This is a genomic window from Nonomuraea sp. 3N208, assembly GCF_052245935.1.
GTDB lineage: Bacteria > Actinomycetota > Actinomycetes > Streptosporangiales > Streptosporangiaceae > Nonomuraea.
Genome location: NZ_JBQQBR010000031.1, coordinates 103,927 through 129,598 on the forward strand (window position 1 = coordinate 103,927; position 25,672 = coordinate 129,598).

Genomic DNA, 25,672 nt, shown 5'->3' on the forward strand with positions numbered 1-25,672 from the left:
GTGGTGACGGTGCCGCTGTTCATCCTGGTCGGCGAGGACGCCTCTCGCTGGGTGGGCGGCGGACATCTGCTCCTCGGCTACGCCACCCTCGGCGTGCTCCTCGCACTCCGGCCCGCCCTGATCATCCCGCGCGACTGAGGAGATCGGCGCCCCACGGGCGTGTGTGCCGCTTTACCTGGGATTTCTCCGGTAAGTGACACAGTATGAGCATGGTGTGCGGCCGCTCGATCAGGGCCCGGATGACGATCGCAACGGTGGCGCTGTTCAGCGCCATCTTCTCGGCGTGGGTGTTGGCGATCTCGGTGATGTACCCGGTCCGCGCCCGAGCCGACCTCGTCGCGCAGGCGGACGAGGCCAGCCGCCACCTCGCCACCGCCATCGACAACGTGCGTTTCACCGGCCCCATCCCGCCGTGGGACGGTGTGTGCAGATCAGGCAGATCGTTGACGCGTCCGGCCAGGTGCTGGCCGCCAACGACGGACCCGCCGCCAGGCGGATCCTCACCCATGCCCGGCCCACCGGGGGCGACTCCCGGGTCGAGGACCGCGTGTGCCGGCCTGACAGCTGCATGGTCGTGGTGGGAACGAGCAACCCCACCAGCGTGTACGGGCCCGTCGTCGCCTACGCGGCCATGCGGGAGCCGTTCCTGCTGAGATCGCCGTTCCTGCCGGTGGTCCTGTCGGGTTCGGCGGCGGTGCTGGTGGCGCTGATGGGATGGGGCGCGTGGTACGGCACCGGCCGGGTGCTCGCTCCCGTGGAGCGGATCCGGTCAGGGCTTGAGCACATCAGCGCCAAGGATCTGAGCCGGCGCATCGACGTGCCGGACACGGAGGTCGCCGAGCTGGCCACCACCGTCAACGAGACACTCGCGCGGCTGGAGAACGCCGTGGAGCGGCACCGGAGCTTCGTCTCGGACGCCTCCCACGAGCTGCGGACACCGATCGCGGGGCTGCTGGTACGGCTGGAGTCGGGGCTTGGGGACCTGGACGAGAAGGAGTGGCGGGCGGCGATCAAGGACGCGCAGCGGCTGTCGGACATCGTGCACGACCTGCTCTTGATGGCCCGGCTGGACACGGACGCGCCGATGGAGCAGGAGCGGCTCGATCTCGGGCAGCTGGTCGAGGAGGAGATCGCGCGGCGGCCCTCCCGATTGCCCATGAGCATCGACGTGGAGCCCGGAGTGTGCGTCCGGGGGAACCGGTTGCGGCTGGGGCGGCTGCTGACGAATCTGCTGTTCAACGCCGATCGGTACGGCGATTCCCGCGTGTGGATCTCCGTCCGGGGACACGCGGATCAGGCCGTGGTGGAGGTGGTGGACGACGGGCCCGGGATTCCTGAGGAGATGCGGGAGAGGGTGTTCGAACGGTTCACCCGGCTCGAACACAGCCGGTCTCGGGATACCGGGGGGAGCGGGCTGGGGCTGCCGATCGCCCGTGACATCGCCAGGGCTCATGGGGGCACGCTGGAGGTCGGAGGCGGCTCAGGAGGGCGGCTGATCCTTCGCCTTCCGCAAGGTTGACCGCGTTTCACATCTTGGCGGGCGGTTTCACGAGCCCTCCGTCCGCCCACGGGTGGAGATCGCGGTGATCGCAACGACGGCGGCGACCAGCACCGCCGGCAGGGCCGGGGCCCACAACGGCGCCACGCGCAGCAGCAGCGCGCCGACAGTGGCGCCGCACAGCAGCGCTGCCAGCCTGCCCACGCCGCCCGCGAGGGCGGCGCGCCCGTGCAGCGTCCCATTGCCGGTGCGCATGAGGCTGGTCAGCGTACCGGTCAGGTAGGTGGTCGATGCTCCGGGCACGCCGGAGCTGATCGTCAGCGCGCTCTGCACACCCATCGCCGTGGATGCCGGCGCGAGCAGCAGCACGGCGATGTTCGCGTTCGGCTGCCCGTCGGTGGCCAACCATCCCGCGCACACGCATGCCAGCAGCGCCAGCTCGGCCACGGCGATCAAGCAGGCCCGCCGGCGCCAACCGCCCGTGCTGCGGCCGAGCCCGGCGCTGCCGGCCGCGACGCCGAGAGCGTAACCGGCGACGGCTGTGGTGGCGCCCGCCGCCAGCGCACCGTCCAGCGTCGCGACGCCACGCCCTAGTTGCACGAGATTGCCGGTGACGACGCTGGCGAACGGGCCTCCGAGCCGCGTCACGCACACCGCGTCCAGACAACCCGCGGCCGCGGCGAGAACCACGAGCAGACGTACCACCAGCCGCTCGGACACCGTTGGACCCGCCCCGCTCGACGCGTCCTCGGGCGGCCTCATCTCCTTGGGTGACATGCCGCGTCCTCCCCTGTCCAGCCGAGAACGGTGGCCGCCGTCACGTCAGCCCTCAGGACTGCAGCCGTGCCTGATCATGTCCAGGTCAAACAGGCGGGAACCCTCTTGTTCCCTTCCTTTGTCGTTCGTCCAGGTGAGCTTCTCGTCCAGTTTGCCGGTGCCGCGAAAGCGGGTGACCCCTGACGATCGGAGCCATCCCGCAGGTGGTCAGTGCGTCGTTGAACGCAGCCTCGGGTTGAACACCCATCCCTGCAACAGAGCGAACCGGATCGCCGACGCCAGCCCGTTGGCCAGGATCACCGCGATCAGCTCCGCCGTCGCCGACGAGCCCGACGGCAGGACGGCCAGGCTCAGCGTGGAGATCCCCAAGCCGATGAGGAAGGCGATGAGCCCGCCCAGATGGTCGCGCACGGCTCCCGCCCTGCCGGTCACCCCGAACGTGAATCGCCGGTTGGCAGCGGTGTTCGCGATCGCCGTGGTGAGCATGGCGGCGGTGTTGGCGGCCATCGACGGCAGGATCGCGGAGAGCGCCCAGAACAGCACCAGATAGGCCACCGTGCACGAGGCCCCGACGACCGCGTAGGACGGCAGCCGGCGGGAGAGCGCGGCGGGGGCGGAGCCCGATGCGGCGGCCGGGATGTGAGGAGTGGTGGTCAGGACGCTCATGACGTCGATGATCGAGAGCCGGCATGGGAGCCCCCTTGGCCAAGCATTAAACGCAGGTGAGAAATCCCGCGAAGCAGGTGCACGCACGCAGGGTGTTGACACGGTGACCGCAGCGCATCAGTATCCGTTCAATGGTTGCGCAACCATCACAGCTCTTTCTCCACCCCCGTGAACCCCCAATGAAGGAGACCTACACGCATGGCTGCGCTGACACGCGGGCTGGTCCCGCGCGCGGTGGCGGCGGCCGTCCTGCTGGCGAGCGCGCTCACCGCCGCACTCGCCCAGCCGGCCGACGCACATTCCCGCGGAACGAGCGACTTCCGCGGAGTGAACTGGGCCGACCCGCGGGACAACTACGCGGCCGACCAGGTCGTGCCGACCGGCCTGTCCACCTCCGACGGCTACGCCGCCACCCACGCCAAGGCGAAGCGGATCGTCTCAGGATTCCAGTCGGTGCTGGGCGCCAACACCGTACGGATGCCGGTGAACCCCTCCAGTGTGGGGACCGCCTGGTGGTCCTCCTACACGGGCGCCATCGACGCCGCACTCGGTAGTGGCGTGAAGGTCATCCTCAGCTACTGGGAAGCGAGCACCAGCAAGGACGGCAAGATCGACGACGTGGCGGCGTGGAACGCCATGTGGGACACCATCGTCCGCAAGTACGGCAAGCACTCCCGCGTGTACTTCGAGCCCATGAACGAGCCGTTCGGCTACGGCCTGGACGAATGGGTCACCATCGGCGCCGACTGGCTGGCCGCGCACCGTCATGTGCCGCGCGGCCGAGTCATTGTCAGCGGCACCGGCTACAACGACAACGTCACAGGGGTCGGCGCGGCACCCGAGCTCCAGGGCACCCTGCTGTCCCTGCACTTCTACGGCTTCTGGGCCGCCCACACCACCGAGGCCGAGTGGAAGGCCGATCTGGCCGCGCGGCTCGGTGAATACGCCTACCGCACGCTCATCGACGAGGCCGGCGCGCCGATGACCACGGGGCTCAACTACGGCGCGTGGAACGGCAACATCTACACCTCCTACTTCGCCGCCACCACCAACACGGCCAGGGAGCAGCGAATGGGCCTGGTCTACTGGCCCGGACTGCGTGCCGGAGACGCCTACTCGCTGCTCTCGCAGAACGCCGACGGCAGCCTGACGCCCAACAGCGCGACCGGTCTCGCCCAGCTGAGGTGGGGCTGGGGCTTCGGGGACGAGCCGCCGGTCAACGACGACCCGCCGGCTCCCCCGGGCGAGGTGATCAGGGGAGCCGGCTCGGACCGATGCGTCGACGTGCCCGGATGGAGCACCGCCAACGGCACCCAGCTCGATCTGTGGGACTGCAACGGCGGCGCCAACCAGTCTTGGAACCACACCGCCGACGGCACGCTCATGGTCTACGGCAACAAGTGCATGGAGATCGGCGGCGACGGCGTCTCGCCGGGCAGCCCCGTGCAAATCAATGACTGCGCCGGCACACCGGCCCAGAAATGGGGGATCAACGCCGACCTGACCATCACCAACCCGGCGACCGGCCTGTGCCTGCAGGCCGCGGGCGCCGGAACAGGCAACGGCACGCTGATCGACGTGGGACAGTGCGCCGGCACCGCCCACCAGCAGTGGAGGCGCTCCTAGGGAGCAAGGAGCACCGCGCCTCACCCGGCCGGCGGAGGCGCGGTGCTCTGCCGTACGACCAAAGAGGTCGGCACGATGTGCGTGCGCAGCGCACCGGTGTGGTGGCGGATCTCGTCCAGCAGGCTGTCCACGCAGAGCCGCCCGATTTCGTCAAAGTTCTGGTGGACCGTGGTCAGCGGGGGCCAGAACGAGTCCGAGTCCTCCATGTCGTCGAAGCCGACCACGCTGACCTCGCCCGGGATGGCCCGTCGTGCCTCGTGCAGCGCACGCATCGCCCCGAGCGCCATCTGATCGTTGGCGGCGAAGATCGCCGTGACCGACCTGTCCGCGGCCAGGCTCTTCCCATGGCGGTAGCCGGACTGCGTGGTCCAGTCGCCGCCGAGCACGCGCGGCGGGCGGACGCCGGACGCACGCAAGGTCTCCTTCCACGCCTTCGCCCGCGCGGCCGCCGCGAACGACCGCGCCGGACCGGCGATGTGCCAGACCGTACGGTGCCCCAGCGACAGCAGGTGCTCGGTGGCCAGCCGCGCGCCGCCTTCCTGATCGCTGTCCACGACACAGAATTCCGACGCCCCGCCCGAGTCCGCCACCACGATCGGGATGCCGGGCGGGAGGGACAGCTGCTCACCGCCGAGCAGCCGCGCTTCCACGATCACGATGACGCCGTCGACGGCCTGCATCTTCAGCCTGGCCACGGCGCTGTGCACCTCGTCCTGGCTGGTCGACGGGGCGGTCAGCAGCGTCACCGCGTAGCCCTGACGCTCGGCGGCGGCAACGGTCGCGGCGACGGTGCGGGCGTTGCCGTACGTCGCCATCGTGAACGTGATGACGCCGATCGTGCCGAAGCGGCCGGTGGCCAGGGCACGGGCCGCCGTGTTGGGCTGGTAGCCCACCTGGGCCATGGCGTCGAGCACCTTCTTGCGGGTGGACTCGCGTACCGTGTCCTGCGCGTTGGCGACGCGGGAGACGGTGATCGGGGCGACGCCCGCGACGCGTGCCACGTCGATCAGCGACGGCCGCTTGCGCGGCCCCGACGGCTTCTCGCTCAACGCCGGCTTCTCCTGCGGGATCCGGGGTATCAACCTGAATCGTAACGGCAGATCATGGTTCCTTCCGCGTGGCATTGTGCGTGCGTTCCAGCGGACCCTACGATTCGATCATGAGACTGGTCGATATCCGGATTTATCCTGTTAAATCTGGTGCCGGGTGTCCTGTGTCCGAAGCCAACGTGGAGCCCTGGGGGCTGGCCGGAGATCGGCGGTGGGCGGTCGTCGACGAGGCGGGTGACAACCTCTGGCTCGGCGAACATCCCCGAATGGCGTCGGTCCGCGCGCAGAACGTGGACGGCGGCGGCCTGCTGCTGTCCGCACCCGGCCTGCCCGACCTGAACGTCCCCCCGGCTGCCGGGGAGCCGGTGCCTGTGGGCTTCACCGGCCTGGAGCAGGCGATCGCCGCCGTCGACGCCGCCCATGCCTGGTTCACCCTGCTCCTGGGCCGCCCGGCCCGGCTCGTCTGGCTGGACGACCCGCGCCGCCGTACCATCGATCCGGCCCACGGCGGGCTGCCCGGCGAGGTGGTCAGCTTCGCCTGGGACGCACCGCTACTGCTGACGTCCGCCGCGTCGCTGCGTCTCCTGGACGAGCAGATCGGTGGGGACGCCCCGCTCGACATGGCGCGGTTCCGCCCGAACGCGGTGATCGACGGCGCCGAGCCGTACGCCGAGGACTCCTGGAGCGAGGTCAGGATCGGCGAGGTCGACTTCCGTGTCTCCGAGTTGTGCGACCGCTGCGCGGTCACCACCATCGACCCGGTGACCCTGGTCAAGGGCAAGGAGCCGATCCGCACCCTGGCGAAACACCGCCGCTGGGACGGCAAGACCTGGTTCGGCATCCGCCTGGTGCCGCGGAACGCGGGACGGCTCCGGCTCGGCGACCCGGTGATCGTCAAACCGGATGGCCGGGGGTGAACTCGACTCCGGGCAACGGCACGCCGCGCGAGTGGATGGCCCTGCAGGCGGTCCCGGTCCAGGGTCTATGGTGGAAGTGAGGGAGGGTCATCAAGCCGAACCTGTGTTCCAGAGGAGGCTGTGATGAGGGAACACTTCGTCTGGGTAACGACACGCCGCATCAGACCGGGCATGTTGGAGGAGTTCGAACGGGCCTGGCGCCCGGAGCCCTACCCGGAGGGTCTGCGCCACGCCTACGCGTACTGGTCCGAGGACGGACAGGAGATCACCGGGGTGTCCTTCTGGGATTCGAAGGAGGCGTGCGACGCCTGGCGAGACTCGGAGGGCGAGGCACGACGACGCGAGGCGATGGAGCCGTACGTCGTCGGGGAGCAAGAAGGTTTCTACTTCGGCCGCGAGCTCGCCGTACCCGTGCGGTAGAGGCCCGGGGGGCGACGGCGCGTTGCCGCGCCGTCGCCTGGCTCGATCAGCTGTAGAAGTACTTGCTGCCGCGGCTCACCGTGGTGCCGCGCTCGCCCCAGTAGGTCCTGACCGTGGCGCGGTAGTAGGTGTCCTCGTAAGCGGTGGCCAGGCTCCGGCACGTGCTGCCCGAGTGGCCGTAGTAGTTGTTGTTGTCCCGCCAGGTGTAGGAGGGGCCGCCGCCGTTGACCGGGGTCAGTGCCACCTCGACCCAGCGCGGGCCCTCGCTGTTGTATGCCTGGGCGCAGATGGTGTCGGTACTGTCGTTGTAGGTGACGACGCCGTCGCCGACGTTCCACTCGAACGAGGCGGCCGAGGCCGGCTGAGCGAGAACAATGCTCGCCGCTGCCACACCGATGCCCACAACGGCCGTCTTGATCAGTTTCTTCATCATTTCCCTTCCGGCTCGAGCGGATCATTCGCCGCTCGTTGTCGATCTTTGACCAGCCGGCCATCATGACAAAAGGCCTGACACTCAGTGTTCGCCACTTAGACACGCAAACGTATACACCCGCCCATTGAGGCGACATTCATCTCACAAGATGTGTTAGACCCCGAACGGCTCTATCGGGTCTCTACGTACTGCCGGATCTGCTCCAGACCCGACACCCCGTACGCCTCCTCCACCGCGTTGGCCGTCAGGTGACACAGGTGGAAACGTTCGAGCGGGGTCAGGCCCAGGCGGGTGAGGTGCAGGTACGTGTAGTTGAGCAGCACCCGGTAGCGCAGGAACGACGGATCGGCGAAGACGGCCTCCTGGTAGGCGGGGCTGTCGAAGATGAGCCGGTGGAGCTCGCTCGGTTCGCGCCGCGGCGCCTGGGCAGGGGCTTCGCCCGGTCCGGTCATGGGCTGGGCGAGCTCGCCGGCGCGCTCGCGGTAGGCGTCCATGAGGGCGGCCCACTCCCGTACGAACGGCATCGGCTCGGACTCGTGGTCGTCCAAGGTGCGGATCACGTCGCGGACCCGCGCGACCAGCGCGTCACGCTGGGCGGCGTAAGCGCGGTCGAAGGCGGCCCGGGAGGCGGCGGGGTCGGCCGCCCAGGTCAGGTAGCCCTCCGCGTGCGATCGGAACGACATGTAGCTGCTGGTGATCGGCTGGGACGTGTGTGCGACGGTCAGCATCAGGTTCATGGCCGCACCCAGCTTTCCTCCGGCGTGTTCCAGCATGTCGAACAGCAGGTCATTGCTGTCGGTGTAGAACGACGTGAGCAGGTCCACCGCCAGGTCGCTGCCGAGGACGTGGTGGCGCGAGTCGAACGGCTCCTCGTGAATGGAGTTGTCGGCCCGCCACGGCGTGAGCGGGCCGCGCTCCTCCTCCCGCATGGCCATCAGCCGGTGCCTGGCCAGGATCGCCTCGGGGTCGAGGGTTGTGGTTGACGGGTGTTCCTTCAGGTAGCCGCCGACGATCTCGTCGAGGGCGGGCCGGACGACCTCCCGCCACACGTCCGGCGACGTCCGTACGTTGATCCGCAAGTGCGGGCCCTGGCGCCAATGCCGGAGCACGTACGCCGCCTCGACCTGCTCCCGCACCCGGGCCAGCAGCGGACGTACGGCGCCCAGCAGCAGGGCGTCCCTGTCGGCGTGGTAGTAGACGTGGGCGCAGTGCCAGGTGGACATCGGTTACCTCCGCGACGCGGCGAGTTCGGTCAGGGCACCGGCAAGGAGGGACGACGTCCGCAGCTCGGCTTCGCGGCCGAGCCCCAGCCGGTTGTGGAAGAGATGGGCGCACCGCAGGAGGACGAGCGGCACGGTACGTCGGGCGGGCGGCAGGGCCATCGCCAGGTGGGCATGCGGTGAGCCCGGATCCCGTGGTCTGCATCGCCCTGCGGCGTGCAGCGGGTCGAGCGCCGCGCGCAACGACTCGACCGACTCGCGCCAGGTCTCCAGCGCGCCCCCGGGGGTCGAGCTCCAAAGGTTCGCGGTCTGGCGTAGCAGCGCTTGCCGCGGCGGCTCGCCACCCTGAGACTCGGCGGGCCAGGCGGTCGCGGCCGTCCCGGCGGTCTCGGCGAAGCGGGTCGCGGCGGCGGCGAGATCGGGTTCGGCGACGGCCAGGGTGAGCGTCAGCGCCGCCAGGCCGATGGCCACCCGCTGGTCCATCGGCGTGCCCGCGCGCAGCACGCGCAGCGCCAGTGTGCTGGAGTCGGTGAAGTGCCGCTCCACGGCCGCCAGGCAGGCGGCGTCCCCATAGGCGGAGTGCTCCGGCTCGTACGCGATGAACTCGGTCGTCCCCGCCGGCCGCAGCCGCTCGTCGAAGCGCTCCCTGCGCTCCTCACGGGCGACGACCGCGGCGAAGCGACGGTAGACGTCCTGGTCGAACGGGGGTGTGGAGGGGTGGCGGGAGAAGTGTGCGGCAGCGGCGGAACGCACCAGGTCGCGGGCCAGGTCCGGGTCGGCCGCCTTCAGCCGCAGCCGTACGTGCTGGCCGCCCTCCCAATACCGCAGGAAGAAGTGCTCCTGCACGTCCAGCGTGCCGACGACAGGGGACACAACCTCTGTCACCAGCCCGTCGAGGTCGCCGTAGTGGAACAAGTGCGCACTCACCCACTGCCCGCTCACGACCGCGACACCTGTACGGCGTACTCGGTGACGTGGCGTTCCCCATCGCCGTACACGGGGGCGTCGGCCGGATCGGGAAGGGCCTCTTCCAGCACCATCAGGGCATCCGGGTCACCGATCGACCGGATGAACCCGGTGAGCAGGAGGTGGTCCGTCACGTCCACGTACATCGGCTTGCGTCCCTTGCTCAGCAGTCCGGTGCCCAGACCGCCGCCCAGGTCCACCACACGGGCGAAGAAGCGGCGCGCCACCCCGTGGCCGGCCAGCCAGGTGGCCAGCCGGGGCAGGTACGCCACGTCCGCCTCGCCCGGCAGCGGTACGGGGAAGTCGCCGGCACGCAGGCGTACGCAGGCGCGGGCCAGGGTCACGCGGCCCACGTCCAGGCGCGGCCAGCGTTCCACGACGCCCGGCGGGGGCACGTCACCGCCCGCGCGGAACACCCAGCCGGGAACCATCGCCGTGGCGGGCTCGCCGAAGACCCGGATGAGGAACTGGAGTGCGGGCGGCAACCAGTGCTGTGCGGCCAGGCCGAGGTGCACGGGCCGGACCTGGCAGCCGGTGGTGTCGCGCAGGACCAGGCGCTCGGTGGCGGGGTCATAGGTGACCGCCAGCTCGTCCGCCGAAATCTCGGGCAACCCGCCACCGCCACCGGCTGCGTCAGGGTAGCCGGGGGCCGTGCCCGGGTAGGCGAGGGCGACGTCGGCGGTTGCGGTGCGGAGGTTCAGGCCGCCGCCCGCGATGGCCCGGCACTCGGCCAGGCGGACGCCCGCCTGCGAAGCTCGCAGGTGCCTGGCGGCCGGAGACTGACCGCCGGCAAGGGTGATCAGGCGGTGCAGGCGGGACAGCCCGCGCCCGTACCCTGCGGAGACGGTGCCGAGGACCAGGCGCACGCCGTCCGGGTCGGGCATCACCTGCACGTAGCAGCACACCGACCCGGGCGCGTGGACGAACGGCGGCCACCCGGCGACCAGCTCCGCCAGCTCCTCCACCTGCAGACGAACCACGCCGCCGCCGCCCGGTCCCGCGTTCGCGGCCTGCCAGAAGCGCCGGCGGGCCGCTGCCAGCGCCCGCATTCCCGGCAGGTCGGGCAGCCCCGCGCCGCCCGGGGTGGCCAGCGGGTTGCCGAGCAGCTCCCGCAGCATCAGCCCGGCCGGACCGGGCCGGTCCGCGGTGTGCAGGTCACGGTAGAAGGACAGCGCCGGTACGGAGGCGCCCGATCCGTACCGGTCGAGGAAGTACGCGGCCGCGCTCACCTTGGCAGGCAGGTCGGAGTCGAACAACCCGAGCAGGCCACGAACGGCGTCCAGATCAGCCAAGGCAGCCTGCCACGCACCGGCCCCACACCGCCCGGCGCTACCCGTCACGAGGGCACTTTCCGGGCACAGGTTCTTGTCAGGCAGCCAAGGATGGGCCCGGGCCCCTGGGGAGAGCAGTTCCTCCAACGCCTCCCGTACGGTGTCGATGCTCTTGCGGCGATCGCCACCGTGCGCCGCCTCGGAGATGCGGCGCACCACCGCCGCCGACGACGGCACCGGCAGCCAGGAGGCGAGGACGCCCACCGGGTCGTCCCCCTGCTCGTCGTAGGGAGGCACCAGCTCCACCAGCCCCGCCTGCACCAGCGGCCGCAGCCCCGGTACCGCCCCCGCCGCCACGTCCGGGTGCGCGCGCAGCCAGGTCAGCGCCGCCCGCACGTCCTTCCCTGCCGGCACGCTGGAGAGCCGCTCAGTGGCCCCGGGCCCGAGGAACCAGATCCGCTCCCCGTCGTCGAACGCCGCCGGGTTGACCCGCAGCCGCGCCCGCGCGTACACCTCGGGATGCCTGGTCAGCGCCGCCCACACGGGTTGCAGCACCGCCCGGTCGAGCTCGACGACCCCCTGCCAGTCCAGGGAGTCCGGTGGCTGCACGGCGGGTCCGCCGGCCGCCCACTCGCCGAGCCCGCTGAGCGTGAACGTCGCGTACGGGCTGGTCTTGGCCGCGGCCCTGGCCACGTACCTGGCCAGGGCCAGCAGCTCCTGGCGTCCTGGGCGGCGGCCGGCGATCCAGCGGTCCACCTGGGTGGACAGGACCGGACTGCCCTGCGCGAGCCCGCGGCGGAAGGCGTACGCGCCCACGGCCTGCCGCAGGGCCTCTACTGCCGCGTCCGCCTCCGCGGCCAGCACCTCGGGCAGCCGCGCTCGCACGCGGTCACGGTGCCGGCGGCGCTCCAGCCACGCCTCGACCCGGTGCGCGAGGTCGCCGGGCAGGTGCGCGAGTGCCTCCAGGCTGCGCCGATCCGGTCGCCGGCCCGCGTACACCGCCCGCCGCAACGCCACGAGCAGCGGCTTCGCCGGCGTGCCCGCGGCCACGCCGATGGCCTCGTGCAGCGGCTCGGACAACTCCGCGCCCTCGCGGGCCAGCCAGGCCGATACCTCGGCCAGCTCGTCCACCAGCGCCCACGTCTCGGTGCAGCGCATGCGTTCCAGCCGCTCCACCGGCACGCTCGCGACCCGCACCCCGAACACGGGCGCGACCACGTACCCCACTGCTCGGCTCATCAAAGCTCCTAGCGGCCGGGGGCGCGCGAAGCGCCCCCGGCCTATGTGATCACTACTGCTCGGGCACCCAGCAGCTGCACGCCTGCATGTACGACGAGCAGTACGGGCTGTACGAGGACGCGCCCGTCTCGATGGCCCCGTGCCCCTCGATCACGATCGAGTCGGCGGACAGGACGTCGATGGAGGCCACTTCGAGGCCGCTGAGGTCGAGCGGCAGGATGTCGTTGCTCATGGTTCTCCTTGTGTCTCTTGAGCTGTGACGCTTCTTGAGCTGTTGATGCTTGTTCGGCGCGGCTCAGGACGGTTCGGCGCCACCTCCTCGGGTCGGGGGACGGTGGATCGGGCGGGCCAGCGCGGGACCGCCCGCGCGCGGGGTTCCGGCCAGGAGGAAGGTCAGGCTCCTCCAGCGGGTCCCCGCGAGTCCTAGTGCCTGGTCGGCGGCGTCGGCGCCGTCGGTGTGCAGGCGTGCCGCCAGGCCGAGCGCCGCCACGGCCAGCGCGGCCCGGTGTGCCGCCAGCCCGGCCTCGATCTGCCGCGTCCGGTACCAGCGGGCGCCCATACCCGCCAGCGGATCGGCGACGGGCACGACGGCGATCGCGGCGGTGCGCAGGGCGTTCCTGGTGTTGGCCAGCAGCCTCCCGGCTTCCGGCACGGCCGTCGCCCCGACCCGGTGCAGCACGTGCCTGCCCGAGTCGTAGCGGTACGCCCCCGGGGGCAGGCCGCGCACCCGCTGCGCCAGCAGGTACAGCCCCGCCGTTCCCAGACCGTCGCCCGGGTACGGCCGCGCCGCCTCGGCCAGCACGGCCGCCAGCGAACGCAGCGGGATCGGCTCCGGCCGGTAGCCCGCCGGAGGGGAGGCGCGGTGGGGCACGCCGTCGGCCAGCCGTACCGGTGGCGGGTCCGGGAGCGCCAGCCCGGGGCCGGGTGGCAGCGGCGGCACCGCGGGCCGCCGCGCGACCGAGCCGGGGTCGGTCCTGGCGGCCTCGTGCAGGGCGGCGGCCGGTCCAGGCGGCACCGGCCGGGGACGCGGCTCGCTCTCCTGCGCCCACGGACCACGGGGCAGGTGCCGGTGCCTGCGGCCATCGGCCGGCAGCCGCAAGGTGAGCACGGCCAGCGCGCCCTCCCTGGCGCCGTCGAGGCCGAGCAGCCGCTCCACCCGCTCGTCCTCGAACCGCAGGTGAACGCCCACCTCCACGCCGATCCGCCGCCCGACCGCCAGTGCCTGCGCGGCCAGGACGCCCACTTCCTGGCAGACCAGCCGGTATCCGAGGTCGCCGTACTTGAACATCGACCGCAGGAACACTCCGGCCAGCACCAGCACCGCGTTGGGCCGTACAGCCGGCGCGGCGGCGAGGCAGGAGGTCAGCTCAGGGGTGTGCTCGCCTTGGCGTACCCGTTCGAGTGCGTGGTGCACGGGGTCGTAGTGGTACAGGTCGCCGCAGGCCAGGTAGGCCTCCACCGGGTAGAGCGCGCCTCCCGACGGCGCCGGGCGGCCCAGCAGGAGCAGCGGCGGGCCGCCTTCTGGGCGGCCATGATCGTCGGTGGGGTGGTACCAGATGAGCCTGGCGAGGCCGAGCATCTGGCGCAGCAGCTCTCCCGCGACCGCGAGTTCGCCCAGCCCGGACCGGCTCTTCGCCGGCAGGGAGATGCGGGCGGCGTCCGGGTAACGCTTGTGCCGGGTCGGCGCGGCGCTCCAGTCGATGGCGAGCGGCCCGCGCTCGCGCAGCGCGGCCACGTAGTCGTGGACCGCTGTGTTCGCCGGGCTCATGGCCACGTCGGCCCTTTCACGGGAAGGGGTGGGGGAACGAGTTGAGCTGGTCCGGCCGCAGGTCCTCGGCGCGGTGGCCGAGCAGGCGCGGTCTGGACAGCAGCCGGGGCAGGCCGTGGGTACGCCGGTGCCGGTGACCGAACGTGATGGGCACCGCGCCCGGCACGATCACCTTGGCCGCGTGCAGCCCGGCCGCATCCATCTCGGGTGAGGTCGTGTCCACGGTGATCACGTCCATGCCGGAGTCCAGATAGCGCCGCACCAGCTCGGCGAGGTCTGCGGTGAGGTCGTCGTGCGCGGGCCAGCCTTGGATGTCGGCCAGGGCCAGACGTGGGCCTCCCTCGTGGAGGAACGCCAGCCGGTCGTACGCGCCCTGGTGGCCGTACAGCATGGGGTGGTCCTCCAGCGTGCGCACCAGGTCGGAGTCGGCGGTCAGTTGTGCGGCCCGCGCGGGGTCGTACCGGTCGAGCTGGCCTTCCAGGGTGGGGCCCAGCTCGACCAGGGCACGGCGCAAGGCGTGCTCGGGCTCCAGGTGAGCGGCACTGCCGCAGACGGCCTTGGGGCGTTCCGGGATGCCGGCCGGGTCCACGGCCATCGCCCAGAACACCGGCACGCCCTGCTCCATGGCGGTCACGTACGCCTCGACGGTGTAACCGAGCCGGTGCCGGAGCCGTTCGGCGATCATCGGGATGCGCCGGTCGAGGGCGGAGTCCAGGTCCACGGGGGTCATGGGCGTCCTGGCGTACCAGGTCGTCAGGATGGCGTCCCGTTCGGCCACCTCCAGCAACCCGTACAGGACCGCCTCGGCCGCGCACCCACCGGCCGCGCAGCCGTTGGAGCTCTCGTAGGCGAGCCCGGGGCCGGGGTGCGGACCGTAATAGACGTAGCTCTCCGGTACGAGCAGCGGCGTGTCCCGCCCGAACGAGTACGCCCACACCCACGAGATCTCCCGGCCCGGGTCGAACCGGGCGAACCAGAAACCCGGCAGGTCGTAGCGGTCGTCCGGGTAAAGGCCCAGCGTGCGGGGATCCAGGGCACGCTCGGCCACGTCGGCGTACGCGGCCCGGACGGTGGGGCGGCGGGCCCGCGGGTGGATGCCGGCGATCCGCTCCAAGGCCTCGGCCATCGCGGTCGCCCTGGCCGCGGGGAAGTCGTCGCAGCGGCCGTAGCCGTGGTGGCTCTCGTCCGTGGTACGGGCCGGGGCCAGGCGGGCCACGGCCATCGGGCTGCCGCCCCGCGTGTCGGAGACGAGGGACTGGATCAGCCCGGTCTCCCCGTCCACGAACAGCTCCCGCAACTCCTCCTCCCTGCCCGCCAGATCGGCCACCCGGAACTCGCCGGGGGCCGGTTTCCGCGCAGGCCCTGCCGGCGGGCGCGCGGCGTCCGGGGTGTCGGGCGGGCGGCGGCCGCAGTCGGGACACAGAGGGTCGGGCAGGAACGGGTGCCTGCGTACGAGGCCGGTCGACACGCTCATACGCAGCAGCGCCCTAGCCGTGAGCGCGGTGGCGGGGTCCGCGCGCAGCCGCTCCAGCTCAGCGGCGGCCAGCGCGGCGACGGCCGTGGCCATCGCCCGGGTGAGCAATCCGGACGGCCGTGCCACCAGCTCCTCGCCGAACCGCTCCCGCATGGCGTCCCTGCCCTGGGCGTCGGCCCGGTTCGCGGCCCGCCGCCGCGCCACGCAGGTGGGACAGCCGGGGGCGGGCGGACGCACGGCGGGGCCCAGCAGCACCCAGCCGGCGTCCACCCGCACCGGCAGCCAAGGGATCCCGCGGCCGGCGGCCAACCGGGCCAACGCCGGATACTCCCGCTCGTCGTTGGCATCGCTCACGGTGACCAGGCCCGTTGACTCATCCGGCGGGCTCGTGATGACCACCCGGCCGGGGGCGAAGGCCGCGGTGATGGCAGCGTGCAACGTGCCCGTGCCCAGCACAGCGGTGTCCGGCGTCACAGGAGGACCACTCGGACGGCGTAGGGCAGCAGCCGGGCCGCCGCGGGGTCGCCGGCCAGCCGGACCGCCACCGGCACCCGGCCCTGCCGCCGTAACGCGCCGGCCAGCAGGGCGGTGTCGGGCGGGCCGTCGAGCCAGCGTGGTGTCTCCCGCCCGTGCACCGGGTTCTGCCAGTGCAGCAGCACCCGTTCCAGACCGTCGTGCATGGCTTGGTAGGCGGTGGGCGCGCAGGAGACGACCACGCTGCGGCCTGCCAGGCGGAAGTCGAAGGCGGGGACGCCGAGCACGTCGGTGAGATCGCGCACGGCGACGTCCAGACCGGCCAAGGCGATCATCCGCCCGAGGTGGCTGTCAGGCAGCTCCACGGCCGGATGGTCGCCGTCGACCCCCTCCACGGCCGGGTGGTCGCCGTCGACCCCCTCCACGGCCGGGTGATCGCCGTCGATCCCGGCCCGCAGAAGGTGCTCGCAGTGGGCGCGTAGCCCGGCTGCCACCGCTTGGTCCCAGCTCAGACCCGCCGCCACGCCGACGGACGTGGCCACCTGGTCCAGGGTTATCGGCCTGATCCGTCCGGTGAGCAGCTCCACCCCTTCGTACACGCCTTCCTGGGTCGTCAAGCCGCCATAGACGGCCGCGGCGGCGAGCAGGGCGCGAAACCGGGCCGTCTGACGGTCCTCACCCCAGCCCGCCACCTCAGGCAGGGGCACCCAGCGCGGCAGCACGGACAATGGATCGGAGAGGCGCGCCCGGCACACGGCGAGCGGGCTCTGCGCGAGCTCGCCCTCGTCCAGGGAGGTGAGCGCGCCGAGCCGGGGATCCACCAGGTCCGGCACCCGCTCCAGCACCCGTTCGGCCGTCATCGGCTCCGCATCGCCATCGGGCCCCGGCGCTGTGCCGATCCCGATTGCCGTGACCGCGCGCGGGTGCGGGAGGCAGCGGTGGGAGCGGGTGTCGAGGTTACGCAGATCGATCCTGGTCAGACGCGGTGTGCCGCCCTCGAGCGGGCGTTCCATGCCGGTCAGGTAGGAGAAGCACGCCAATCCCAGCACCGCCGCGACCACCGACGGCACCGGCCCGATCAGCCAGTCCTCCTCGACGTGGAGCCTGGGTTCGACCGGCGCGGCGGCCAGCCGGTGCCAGCCGGACTCGGCATGTGTGACGGAGGGCAGCCCCACCCCGCTCAGCCACACCTCCGAGGGCCGGATCAGAACTTGGGCGATCGGAATACCCAATCGATGACAGGGCCGGCAGGCCCGCACCAGCTCGTCGATGTCATCACCGAGCTGGACGACCAGGTCGCTCCCGCCCACGTCCGGCTCCGCATCCGTATCGAGTCGCTCGACCCGTACCCGCTGCCCGGGATCGCGGCGTTCGCGGCTGATCAGGGAGGCAAGGCCGGAGCTGTCCGCGGTGACCACGCGCAGGTCCCGGCAGCCGAACCCCAGGAACGCCGTCAGCGCAGCCCCCAGCAGCGCCCCCTCTCCGCTGACCGTGACGCGCGACTGCCGCGCCTGTAGGAAACGCTTCTCCGGCGAGTCGAACGCGTACCCGATGAACGCGATCTCGTCGGCGTAGAGGCGGCGTTCGACGTCGGTCAGCCCGTTTTCGGGCTCGCCCCGGGCATCCACCACGAACCGCTGCTCCACGAGGCTGCCCACCAGCCGGTCCACCATGGCCCGCTTGTCATCGGGCAAGGCCCGGGTCAGCTCCGCCAGCGTCCTGCGGCCGTCCAGCGCCGGCGCGAGCCGGGCCAGCCAGGCGTAGGCGTGCGGGCCGCGGAGGATGCAGGTGGTCAAACCCCCCTGCACATATGCCCCGTCGGAAATCTCTACGAATCGAACGTCTTCTCGAAGCCTGGGCTTCATCCCCTTTGGGAGCGCTCCCATGCGGCGGACGATACCGGCTCGCTTACCTCCGGCAACGTGTCCGCAAGTCCCCTGGCTTTACGGGTGTCCGTTTTTGCGCTGGGACGCGATGGGCGGTCCTCGCCGTCTACCACGCAACGCGAACGACGCCACCGCCGAACCGATGCGACCTAACCCCTATTTGGGTCCGAGGCGCCGACGGCCGGTAAGTGAAATTATTCATTCCGGGTGCGACGAGTGGCGGATCAGGCCGCCGACGAGGAGGTGCGTGTCCAAGGCCGTCAGCCGATCCGGCGGAAGGCGACGGTCGCGCGGTAGCTGTGGTGCTGCTCCCCCTCCGATTCGGCATCAGCACTGATGACGTTCAGTTCGGCGCCAGGACCGAAGAAGGCATGGGCCTCGGCCATGGCGTTCTCTTTGATCTCGTCCGGAGTCGCTCCACTCACGGTGACACGCAGGGTGAGCGGGAACTGTGTCACACTCATCGGTGACCTTCTTTCGGAGAGCTGCACTTTATTGTTCGCCTAAATAAACGGTCACACGAGTGCAGCCTCACTTCAACTAAAACCGCCCTCAAGCCGTAACAAAATCGGTAAAACTGGTATCCCGCCGTCTATTTGCCGCAGCGCGCCGTCGCTCGTCAGGAGTGGACGGCGCGGACCTCCGTCACGGTGAACGCGTCGGTGATGTGCCGGTTCGCGATGAGGAACCCGACCAGCCCCGCAACCGCCTCCGTCCCGGTGGCTGCCCGCGCCTGTCCGCTGAGGAGATAAACCAGCGGAGTGGACGGCTGGTCGAGCGAAAAGCTACAGCCGTGGCGGCGTACGTCTTTCAGAGCCCTGATGGACATCGGCCGCGTGGAGGTGAACCACACCGCGACCTCCCACAGCGGCAACGCAGGGTCGGCCTCGGTCGAAGCGTGGTAGCAGGCGACACAGCCCTGGCCGGCGTGCAGGTCGTGTGGGCAGGTCCATCGGACGACGTCGGCGTGGGACTGGTCGCGGCCGCCCAGCTTCGCCGTCTCTGTCACACGGCGACGTACGCGCCGCGCCGGGTGCTCCGACGGGGGAAAGGAACCGCTAACGATGATCAAATCCTTTCTCACAGGTGCCGCGGCTGCAGGTGGGGACGGATCTCTGGGTCGGGTGCCGGACCGCATGGTGTCTGGTGGCGAGGCCAGGCCACAGGGTACGGGCTCGGACATGCGGGGCACCGGTGTGGTCAGTCGGCGAAGGCGTTGTTCGGCCGGGTGAAGGAGACGAGGTGGTCGATCTCGGCGAAGCCGGCGGAGTCGAACAGCGCCCCGGATGGTTCCGGGTCACCGGCCGCGTACAGGATCGTCTCCGATGCTCCGTGTTCGTGCATGAGGGCATCGGCCTGGAGCAGCAGCGCCCGTTCGAGGCTGGGATCGGCGTGGCTGTCGGCCGCGCTGAACCACCACAGGACGCCGAGGCCGTCGATCGGCTCCTGGGCGACGAGTTCGGCGGAGGAATCGTCGTCGCAGGCCTTCAGCAACCAGCCCGGGGGGACCGCGCTGGCGACGATCTCGACCAACGGGCACTCCGCGCGCGAGAGGTCACAGGGTGTCGTACGGCGTAGGTAGCGCCAGGAGTTCCGGGCGACGAAACCCGCGTGTTCGAGTACCTTTCGCGTGACGGGCCGGCGGCCCGTCGGCAGGGCGGCCAGGCCAAGGCCAAGCACGGCGGTGAAGGCGTGCACGGGCTTGCCGCCGCCCAGCTCGCGAAGGGCGTGGGAGACGAGTGCTTCGACGACGTCCAGGATCTCGCGTCCATGCAACCACAGGATCTGCCCGGCGCTGCGATCGCGATGTGCCGCGTACGACACCGCGCCCGCAACGTGACCGTCCGGATCCACCAGCACGTCGATGCTGGGGTGTTCGATGTCGGCCCAGGGATCGGGATCGCGGCGGGACGTTCCGGCCACGGCCTGATCGAGCATGTCCGGCGTGCACGACGGCTGTCCGGGCAGGCGGTCGGCGTCGATGAGCGCGAGCACGGACTCCCTGTCGGCGTCACGGTAGCGGCGTATCCTCGTCCCCGGCGTGGGTGCGGGCGCGAGCCAGTGGCAACAGGTGAGGATCTCGTTCGCGGACATCGTGTTGCCGGTGCGTGCGGCGGTTCTCATGGCGGCCGCCGCGATGGGCCCGGTGGTGTCCGGCGGGATGACCAGGAGCAGGAAGCCGTCCTGGTTGCCGCGGATCACCCTGATCGTGTTCGAGGTTGCCGAGAGGCCGCTTACGCGCAGGAAATGACCGTCGATGAGCAGGTGGGCGGGGACGTCGTCCCATGTGGCCGTGTCGAGCCTGACCCGCAGGATGGGACCGAGCCGGTCCTCCAGGACGCGGACGAGGGCAGGCAGCTCGCGGTGGAGATCAGTGGAGTGAGGCCACCAGGCCCCGTCGAGAGTTCCGTCCCTGGTCAGCGTGGGCTCGAGGAACACCCGCGCCGGTTGAAGGGCGATGGGTACGACTGGCGAGTGGTGGTTCGGCATCTGACGTGCCGCCTGTCTCCGGTGCGATGGACCGGCTGGTCCGGGAAGACGCCGACGCGGCTGCCGGCATGCGAAATATCCCAGGTAACCCACCATACGCCGCTCGACCTGGCTCACCCTGTCACCACACACGGGAATGCGGAGGCAGCGGGGCTGAACGCGGTCTGGGCCCGCACCCAGTGCGGGTGCGGGCCCAGACTCATGACCGTGCGAGGTCAGGCAGGAACGATGTTCTCCGCCTGCGGGCCCTTCTGGCCCTGGACCACGTCGAAGGACACCTTCTGCCCCTCGTGCAGCTCGCGGTAGCCACCGTTGGCGACGATGTTGGAGTAGTGCGCAAAGACGTCGGCGCCCCCGCCGTCCTGCGCGATGAAGCCGAAGCCCTTTTCAGAGTTGAACCACTTGACGGTTCCGGATGCCATGTCGATCTCCTAGAGATGTGCAGGGACGCAATTCGCACCGTGCGAATTGCCGTGTCGCCGCTTTGAGCCCATCCGGAGATGACCGGAAAAACAAAAACGCACCTGCAGATCACTCTGCGGCGCGCACAAAGCATGTTATGGGTACAACAACTGCAACAGCTAAAAGTCTAGCACACCCTTCCGGTGCACCGCACCAGTCGTTTCACCGGCCATCGCGTTCCGATGAGCCTTGTCCGGATTGACCGCTTCTCGGCCACGCGCGCCCGAACGGCCAAGCGCCACACCCTTGCGCGGAAAGGGATGATCGGCCACCATCGTCGGCATGACTAGTGGAAAGGGCGTTCTCCGCCCAGGCCGTTGAGGCCCATGGAGCCGGCCGAGGAGCCGGCCCACGACATCGACCTCCCCGCCGCCACGTTGCTGGCGCATCTCGATCCCCTGCCGTACCCGCGCCGCATGCGCACGCTGGCGCTCCACGCCCGCCGCCTGGCCGGCACCTCCCACCTGCGCGTTCTCCTGCAGGAGCTGTTCTCGCAGGACCAGTACGCGCGACGCATGGCACTGCACGTGGCCATAGCGGCCCGCGACCTCGGCTTCATCCAGGAGATCCTCGCCGGGCCGGACATGGGGCTGCGACGCGCGGCCCTGCGCGCCGTGCGCACCCTCCCCGTACCTGATCCGGCAGTCGCCGCCGTGCTCCTGGACGCGCCCACTCAGCTGCGGCTGGCGCTGTACCGTACGCTCGCGCAGGCCCGGCGGACCGCTCTGGCCGGGTCCCTGCTGCCGGACGTCCACGCTCGGTGGGGGGACCGCGAGGCCGCCGCGCTGCTGCCTGCCTGCGACACCGGGACCGTCGCGCAATGGCTGCCCAAGGTCGCCCATGCGGTGACGTCCTGGACGGCGCTGGCCAAACGGCACGCGGGTGCCGTCATGGCGGTGGCCGAGCAGGATTTGTCCACGGGGGTTCAGGTGTGGACCTGGTGGCGCCGCCGTGGTGCGGGCGTGGCGCGCGCCTCGCTCGCCGAGCCGGCACTCATGCTGGGCCTACTGGAACGACACGACATGCGTCACCTGCCCTTCCGGCTGCCGGGCGCGGTGCTGAACGCGCTGTTCAGGTCGGACGCGGCACGTGCCATAAAAGTGCTGGTCGACGGCTCATCGGACGGCTGGGCGGAGCCGCCTAAGGCGCTGCTCCGGCACCTGCGCTCGGGTTCGGATGCGGAGATCCTGCGCCTCGCCTCGGCCGATCACCGGCTCGGCCCGGTGTTGCGGTCGCTGCCACCCGCCCGCCGGATCGCGATCTTCGAGGCGGCCGCCGAGCGTAGAGGTGGCTTCACCGGGCTGTGGGGGATGGGGGTGCTCAGGTGGCTGCCTGCCGAGACGGCGGCGGCCGCGGCCAGGCGCATGCTGGCCTGGCACGACTCGGTGTGGCACTCGGCCCGTTCCCGCCTGGATGATCCGGACATCCCGCTGGAGCTCACCTCCTACCTGCCGTACGAGGAGGCGGTCGGCCCGCTGCGCGAGGCGGCCGTGGGCGGGGACCCGCGGCGGCGCGGGCTGGCCAGGACCCTCCTGGTGCAGTGCACGGCCCGCACCCGGGACCGGGCGGCGCTCCACGCGCTCCTGGCCGACCTGGCCCTGCGTACCGTCAACGAACAGGACCCGCTCCGCCGGGACCTGCTGACCGCCCTGGCGGACCTACCGCCGGGACTGCTCGACGACTCCTGTGCCAGGACGCTCGAGCGCATCGCCGCCGACGCGGTCGAGGCCCCGGATTCCTCCCCCGCCACGCAGGAAGCGCTTCGCGGCCTGGCCGGACGGATCCTGCGGCACCACGACCCGGCTACCGCACCCGCGCTGACCACGTGGGCGCTGGGCGCGTACGGAAAGCTGGTGGCCCGGCACGGCGCGGGCGGCCTGCCCACAAGGGTGCTCCAGCCCTCCCCCGTCCGCAGCCGTCGTCGTCGCTACGCCGACGCGCCCGTGGAGCCGCACGGTCTTGACCGGGTGCTGCGCGCGGGGCAGGAGCACGACCTGCTGGCGGTGCTGCGCCCGCATCTCCGCGCCGCGCGCGAGCGGGAGGACTTCACCCTGGCCGTAGCCCTCGCCCACGCGCTCGGCCGCCGCTCATGGGCGGCGGCCGAGCTCCAGGACGATTTGCGCGCCGCCATCCGCACGGCGCCGGAGCCACTCGCCCGCGAGGCCGCCGACCTGTGGCTGACCCGCCCGCACGGCCGCCGCCGCCGGGCGGTCGAGCTCGTGCGCGAGGATCCGTCTGCCGTGACACTGCCCGCCGTCTGGCGCACGGTGGCCCGGCACCGCACCGACCTCCTCCTCCCACTGCTGAACGGGAACCGCGGCGGCCGGTTCGCCGACTCCGCGTGGGGGCCGCCAGGCCATGGCGTCCGGGTCGCCGATCCCATGTGGGTGCCGCCGGTCCGCGGCGGCGACGCCGGCCGGTGGACGCCCGAGCAGCGCGACCGGATACGCGCCACGCTCGCCGCCGCCGTGGACGACGAGCGGCTGCCCGTTGGCGCCAGGGTGGCCGCCGTCCAGGCGACCGGCCGGATCGGCGGCAGCCTCGACCTGCTCGCAACGTGGGCGGACCGGGAGGAGACGGTGCTGGCCGAAGCCGCCATCACGGCCATGGCGAACTCAGACGTGCCGGCCCGGACCGCACCCGTGCTCCTGCGCCACACCGGCGGCCAGGCCTCCCGCGTCGCCGTGGCCGCGCTGGCGCGCTGCTGCGGGGCGGTCGCCCCGTCCCAGCTCGGCCCGCTTCTGGAGGAGGCGCTGACCGCGCCCGGCAGCAAGGTGACGCTGCGCAAGCTGGCCGCCCGCCAGCTGGGCCGCAACCGCCCGCCGGGCGCGGTGGACGTGCTGCTGCGGACGTGGGCGGATTCCGGGCTACATCGGGACGTACGCGTCGCCGTAGCCTCGGTGCTGCTCGGGATGCCGGAGGACCCGCGCACCCTGGACGCGCTCGCCGACGCGGCCGGCCGGCACGCCGATGAGCCGATGTTGCGCACGCTCTTCCAGGCCCACCCGATGGGGTACGCCCCCGACGTCCGCCCCGCCTACGCGGACCTGGTACGGCGGCTGCTCATGGCCGCCGACCTGCCCGGGGTACGCTTCCGCGGGTCGAAGGCGTTCGGCGTGTGGGCGGACTGGTACCGGGGCGACCTCGAGGAGATCATCGACGCCGCGGCAGACCCAGGGGCGAACGAGCGGGTCATGAAGGTGTTCGTGGCCCTGCTGCGGACCGGGACGATCCGGTCTGAGACGCTCGACGTCCTCACCCGGCTGGCCGCCGCCGTACCCGGCGAGGGCCTGGAGACGCCGGCGCGGGACCGCGTGGCCACCATCACCATGGCACTGGCCGCGATGCGGGACCAGGCGGAGCCCTGGCAGCGGCGGCTCGCCCGTGACGCCATGGACGTGCTCGCCGCTCAACCGCTCCTGCTCCCCCAAGCGGTCCGGCTCGCCGTGGCCCTGCTCCCCACCGACGAGGCGGACGGCGCCGGCGATCCTGCGGAGGTCGCCGATGCCCTGTGCGCGCTGGCGGACCTGCTCCGGGACCGGCCGGTCCTCGCGGCCCGGACGGCCGGCCAGGCAATCTCGGAGCTGTTCGGGAACTACCGCAGGCAGCCGCCGATGCCGCCTGCGGCCGGGCTACCCGCCGCCCGGCGCCTGACGGACCGCGGCGATCTGGCTGGGGCGTTGTTCGCCTGCGCACTCACCCGGGTCGGCGGGGACCGCACCGACTGGGCCGCCCCATGGCGGGAGATCCTCCGTGACCTACGCGACTCCCCGCACCTGGAAGTACGTCAGGAGGCCTGGGACACCACCGTCGACTGAGACTCCAGGGGGCGAGCCGGCTCTGCGCCCATGTCTGCGGATTCGGGGATAAGTTGACGAGGAAATGACGTTATATGCCCGGGAGATTGACGAGCGATTAACGCCTCAGTCATCTCCATTTCATAGGCTCGATCAAATGGTAAAGCTGACATGGGCCACTGGGCCGGCCCTCCTCGCCGCCCTGCTCCTGGCCGCCTCAGCCGCCGGTGTGAGCGGGGCCGCACTATTGTCCCGCGAAGACGGACTCGTGAGCCCCCCGATCACCGCGTCGATCTCCGGCTCGGGCTCGACCGCACAGAAGGGTGCGATGGACGCCTGGCGTGCCGAGTTCCACCGTTTGAACCCCGGCCTGCGGGTGGACTACCAGGCGAACGGATCGGGGGGCGGCATCCGGGACTTCATCGCGGGCAACACCGCGTTCGCCGGCTCCGACGTCGCGATGCACCCCTCCGAACAGGCGCAGGCCGACCGGCGCTGCGGCAGCCGCGCGGTGCACCTGCCCATGGTGGTCGGCCCCATCGCGCTGGCCTACAACCTCCCGTCCGTACCGGATCTGAAGCTCTCGCCCACCACCCTGACCGGCATCTTCAGCGGGCGGATCACCAGATGGGACGCCCCGGAGATCGCCGCCGACAACCGCGGCAAGCAACTGCCGCATACCGGCATCCGCTTCTTCCACCGCTCCGACGACTCGGGCACGACCCACAACTTCACCACCTATCTCAAGGCGGCGGGCCGCTGGCCGCACCAACCGTCCAGGAAGTGGCCCAGCCCGGGGCAACACGGCGTCGCCGGCTCCTCGGGGATCTCCGACGCCGTCCAGCACACCGAGGGTTCCATCGGGTACGTGGAGTACGGGTTCGCCAGCAACGCCCGTCTACGTACCGTCAAGGTACGCAACGCCTCCGGACAGTTCGTGGCGCTGTCGCCCCAGAGCGCCACCAAGGCCCTGGAGGGCTCCCGGATGGCCGACCGGAACGATGACCTGGTGGTGGAGTTCGACTACCTGACCAAGGCCAAGGGCGCCTACCCGATCGTCCTGGTCACGTACGAGATCACCTGCTCGAAGAACGCCGACCCGCTGGTCGAGACCTTCCTGCGCTACACCGCGGGCGACGCCGGCCAGTCCTACCTCTCCCTGTACGGCTACGCCCCGCTCCCGCAGGACCTCCTGGCCAAGGTGCGCAACCGGCTCAGCGTCAGCACCTGAGCCGCCGC

General features: G+C 71.3%; 23 protein-coding genes. 7 read left to right on the forward strand and 16 right to left on the reverse strand.

Features of this window, described 5'->3' with window-relative positions; translation table 11 throughout:
• On the forward strand, positions 1-138 hold the full coding sequence (locus tag ACTWPT_RS39080) for a hypothetical protein (RefSeq protein ID WP_443182548.1): 138 nt from the start codon (positions 1-3) through the stop codon (positions 136-138).
• Here the strand turns inward: ACTWPT_RS39080 and ACTWPT_RS39085 are convergent.
• On the reverse strand, positions 122-397 hold the full coding sequence (locus ACTWPT_RS39085) for a hypothetical protein (RefSeq protein WP_443182549.1): 276 nt from the start codon (positions 395-397) through the stop codon (positions 122-124). The genes ACTWPT_RS39080 and ACTWPT_RS39085 overlap by 17 nt on opposite strands.
• 27 nt (positions 398-424) lie before the next feature.
• Here ACTWPT_RS39085 and ACTWPT_RS39090 point away from each other — a divergent pair, with 27 nt between their 5' ends.
• Complete coding sequence (locus ACTWPT_RS39090; RefSeq protein WP_443182550.1) at positions 425-1,519, forward strand: sensor histidine kinase; 1,095 nt, start codon at positions 425-427, stop codon at positions 1,517-1,519.
• A gap of 27 nt (positions 1,520-1,546) precedes the next feature.
• Here the strand turns inward: ACTWPT_RS39090 and ACTWPT_RS39095 are convergent, their stop codons facing one another.
• Positions 1,547-2,275: a YoaK family protein gene (locus ACTWPT_RS39095; RefSeq protein WP_443182551.1), complete on the reverse strand. Its 729-nt coding sequence runs from the start codon at positions 2,273-2,275 to the stop codon at positions 1,547-1,549.
• Between the two features lie 207 nt (positions 2,276-2,482).
• Entirely contained in the window at positions 2,483-2,941 is a 459-nt protein-coding gene (locus tag ACTWPT_RS39100) for a GtrA family protein (protein WP_443182552.1), read from the reverse strand.
• A gap of 198 nt (positions 2,942-3,139) precedes the next feature.
• Between ACTWPT_RS39100 and ACTWPT_RS39105 the strand changes: the two genes are divergently transcribed.
• Positions 3,140-4,567 (forward strand): ricin-type beta-trefoil lectin domain protein, encoded by a 1,428-nt coding sequence (locus tag ACTWPT_RS39105; RefSeq protein ID WP_443182553.1) that lies wholly within the window; start codon positions 3,140-3,142, stop codon positions 4,565-4,567.
• Between the two features lie 20 nt (positions 4,568-4,587).
• Here the strand turns inward: ACTWPT_RS39105 and ACTWPT_RS39110 are convergent, their stop codons facing one another.
• Positions 4,588-5,616 (reverse strand): LacI family DNA-binding transcriptional regulator, encoded by a 1,029-nt coding sequence (locus ACTWPT_RS39110; RefSeq protein ID WP_443182554.1) that lies wholly within the window; start codon positions 5,614-5,616, stop codon positions 4,588-4,590.
• 110 nt (positions 5,617-5,726) lie between these two features.
• On the opposite strand from ACTWPT_RS39110, the gene ACTWPT_RS39115 reads away from it, so the two are divergent.
• Positions 5,727-6,533, forward strand: coding sequence for an MOSC domain-containing protein (locus ACTWPT_RS39115; RefSeq protein ID WP_443182555.1), 807 nt, complete (start codon positions 5,727-5,729; stop codon positions 6,531-6,533).
• 123 nt (positions 6,534-6,656) lie between these two features.
• Positions 6,657-6,953, forward strand: coding sequence for an antibiotic biosynthesis monooxygenase (locus tag ACTWPT_RS39120; RefSeq protein WP_443182556.1), 297 nt, complete (start codon positions 6,657-6,659; stop codon positions 6,951-6,953).
• Positions 6,954-6,999: 46 nt separating this feature from the next.
• On the opposite strand, the gene ACTWPT_RS39125 is transcribed toward ACTWPT_RS39120, so the two are convergent.
• From ACTWPT_RS39125 to ACTWPT_RS39180, 12 genes are all read right to left on the reverse strand, one after another.
• The gene (locus ACTWPT_RS39125) at positions 7,000-7,386 is read right to left on the reverse strand and encodes a hypothetical protein (RefSeq protein WP_443182557.1); all 387 of its coding nucleotides are present in this window, start codon (positions 7,384-7,386) and stop codon (positions 7,000-7,002) included.
• Between the two features lie 170 nt (positions 7,387-7,556).
• A complete protein-coding gene (locus ACTWPT_RS39130; protein WP_443182558.1) occupies positions 7,557-8,609 on the reverse strand; it encodes a thiopeptide maturation pyridine synthase in 1,053 nt (350 codons plus the stop codon).
• 3 nt (positions 8,610-8,612) lie between these two features.
• A complete protein-coding gene (locus ACTWPT_RS39135) occupies positions 8,613-9,548 on the reverse strand; it encodes a lantibiotic dehydratase C-terminal domain-containing protein (RefSeq protein ID WP_443182559.1) in 936 nt (311 codons plus the stop codon).
• On the reverse strand, positions 9,545-12,082 hold the full coding sequence (locus ACTWPT_RS39140; protein WP_443182560.1) for a lantibiotic dehydratase: 2,538 nt from the start codon (positions 12,080-12,082) through the stop codon (positions 9,545-9,547). Before ACTWPT_RS39140 ends, ACTWPT_RS39135 begins: the two co-directional genes overlap by 4 nt.
• Before the next feature lie 52 nt (positions 12,083-12,134).
• Complete coding sequence (locus ACTWPT_RS39145; protein ID WP_443182561.1) at positions 12,135-12,314, reverse strand: hypothetical protein; 180 nt, start codon at positions 12,312-12,314, stop codon at positions 12,135-12,137.
• 63 nt (positions 12,315-12,377) lie between these two features.
• Positions 12,378-13,850, reverse strand: coding sequence for a SagB family peptide dehydrogenase (locus ACTWPT_RS39150; protein ID WP_443182562.1), 1,473 nt, complete (start codon positions 13,848-13,850; stop codon positions 12,378-12,380).
• A 16-nt stretch (positions 13,851-13,866) separates the two neighbouring features.
• The gene (locus ACTWPT_RS39155; RefSeq protein WP_443182563.1) at positions 13,867-15,798 is read right to left on the reverse strand and encodes a TOMM precursor leader peptide-binding protein; all 1,932 of its coding nucleotides are present in this window, start codon (positions 15,796-15,798) and stop codon (positions 13,867-13,869) included.
• A complete protein-coding gene (locus tag ACTWPT_RS39160; RefSeq protein WP_443182564.1) occupies positions 15,795-17,594 on the reverse strand; it encodes a hypothetical protein in 1,800 nt (599 codons plus the stop codon). The genes ACTWPT_RS39155 and ACTWPT_RS39160 overlap by 4 nt, the downstream gene beginning before the upstream one ends.
• 350 nt (positions 17,595-17,944) lie before the next feature.
• Complete coding sequence (locus ACTWPT_RS39165; protein ID WP_443182565.1) at positions 17,945-18,148, reverse strand: hypothetical protein; 204 nt, start codon at positions 18,146-18,148, stop codon at positions 17,945-17,947.
• A 155-nt stretch (positions 18,149-18,303) separates the two neighbouring features.
• Positions 18,304-18,693 (reverse strand): hypothetical protein, encoded by a 390-nt coding sequence (locus tag ACTWPT_RS39170; RefSeq protein WP_443182566.1) that lies wholly within the window; start codon positions 18,691-18,693, stop codon positions 18,304-18,306.
• A 191-nt stretch (positions 18,694-18,884) separates the two neighbouring features.
• Positions 18,885-20,123, reverse strand: a complete 1,239-nt coding sequence (locus tag ACTWPT_RS39175) for a DUF5994 family protein (protein WP_443182567.1) — start codon at positions 20,121-20,123, stop codon at positions 18,885-18,887.
• A gap of 266 nt (positions 20,124-20,389) precedes the next feature.
• The gene (locus ACTWPT_RS39180; protein WP_443182568.1) at positions 20,390-20,596 is read right to left on the reverse strand and encodes a cold-shock protein; all 207 of its coding nucleotides are present in this window, start codon (positions 20,594-20,596) and stop codon (positions 20,390-20,392) included.
• A 366-nt stretch (positions 20,597-20,962) separates the two neighbouring features.
• On the opposite strand from ACTWPT_RS39180, the gene ACTWPT_RS39185 reads away from it, so the two are divergent.
• Together ACTWPT_RS39185 and pstS are read left to right on the forward strand one after the other, a co-directional pair.
• Positions 20,963-24,454 (forward strand): hypothetical protein, encoded by a 3,492-nt coding sequence (locus tag ACTWPT_RS39185; protein WP_443182569.1) that lies wholly within the window; start codon positions 20,963-20,965, stop codon positions 24,452-24,454.
• Between the two features lie 136 nt (positions 24,455-24,590).
• Positions 24,591-25,664 carry a phosphate ABC transporter substrate-binding protein PstS gene (gene pstS, locus ACTWPT_RS39190; protein ID WP_443182570.1) on the forward strand — a complete coding sequence of 358 codons (1,074 nt, stop codon included), beginning with the start codon at positions 24,591-24,593 and terminating at the stop codon, positions 25,662-25,664.
• Positions 25,665-25,672 lie beyond the last annotated feature (8 nt).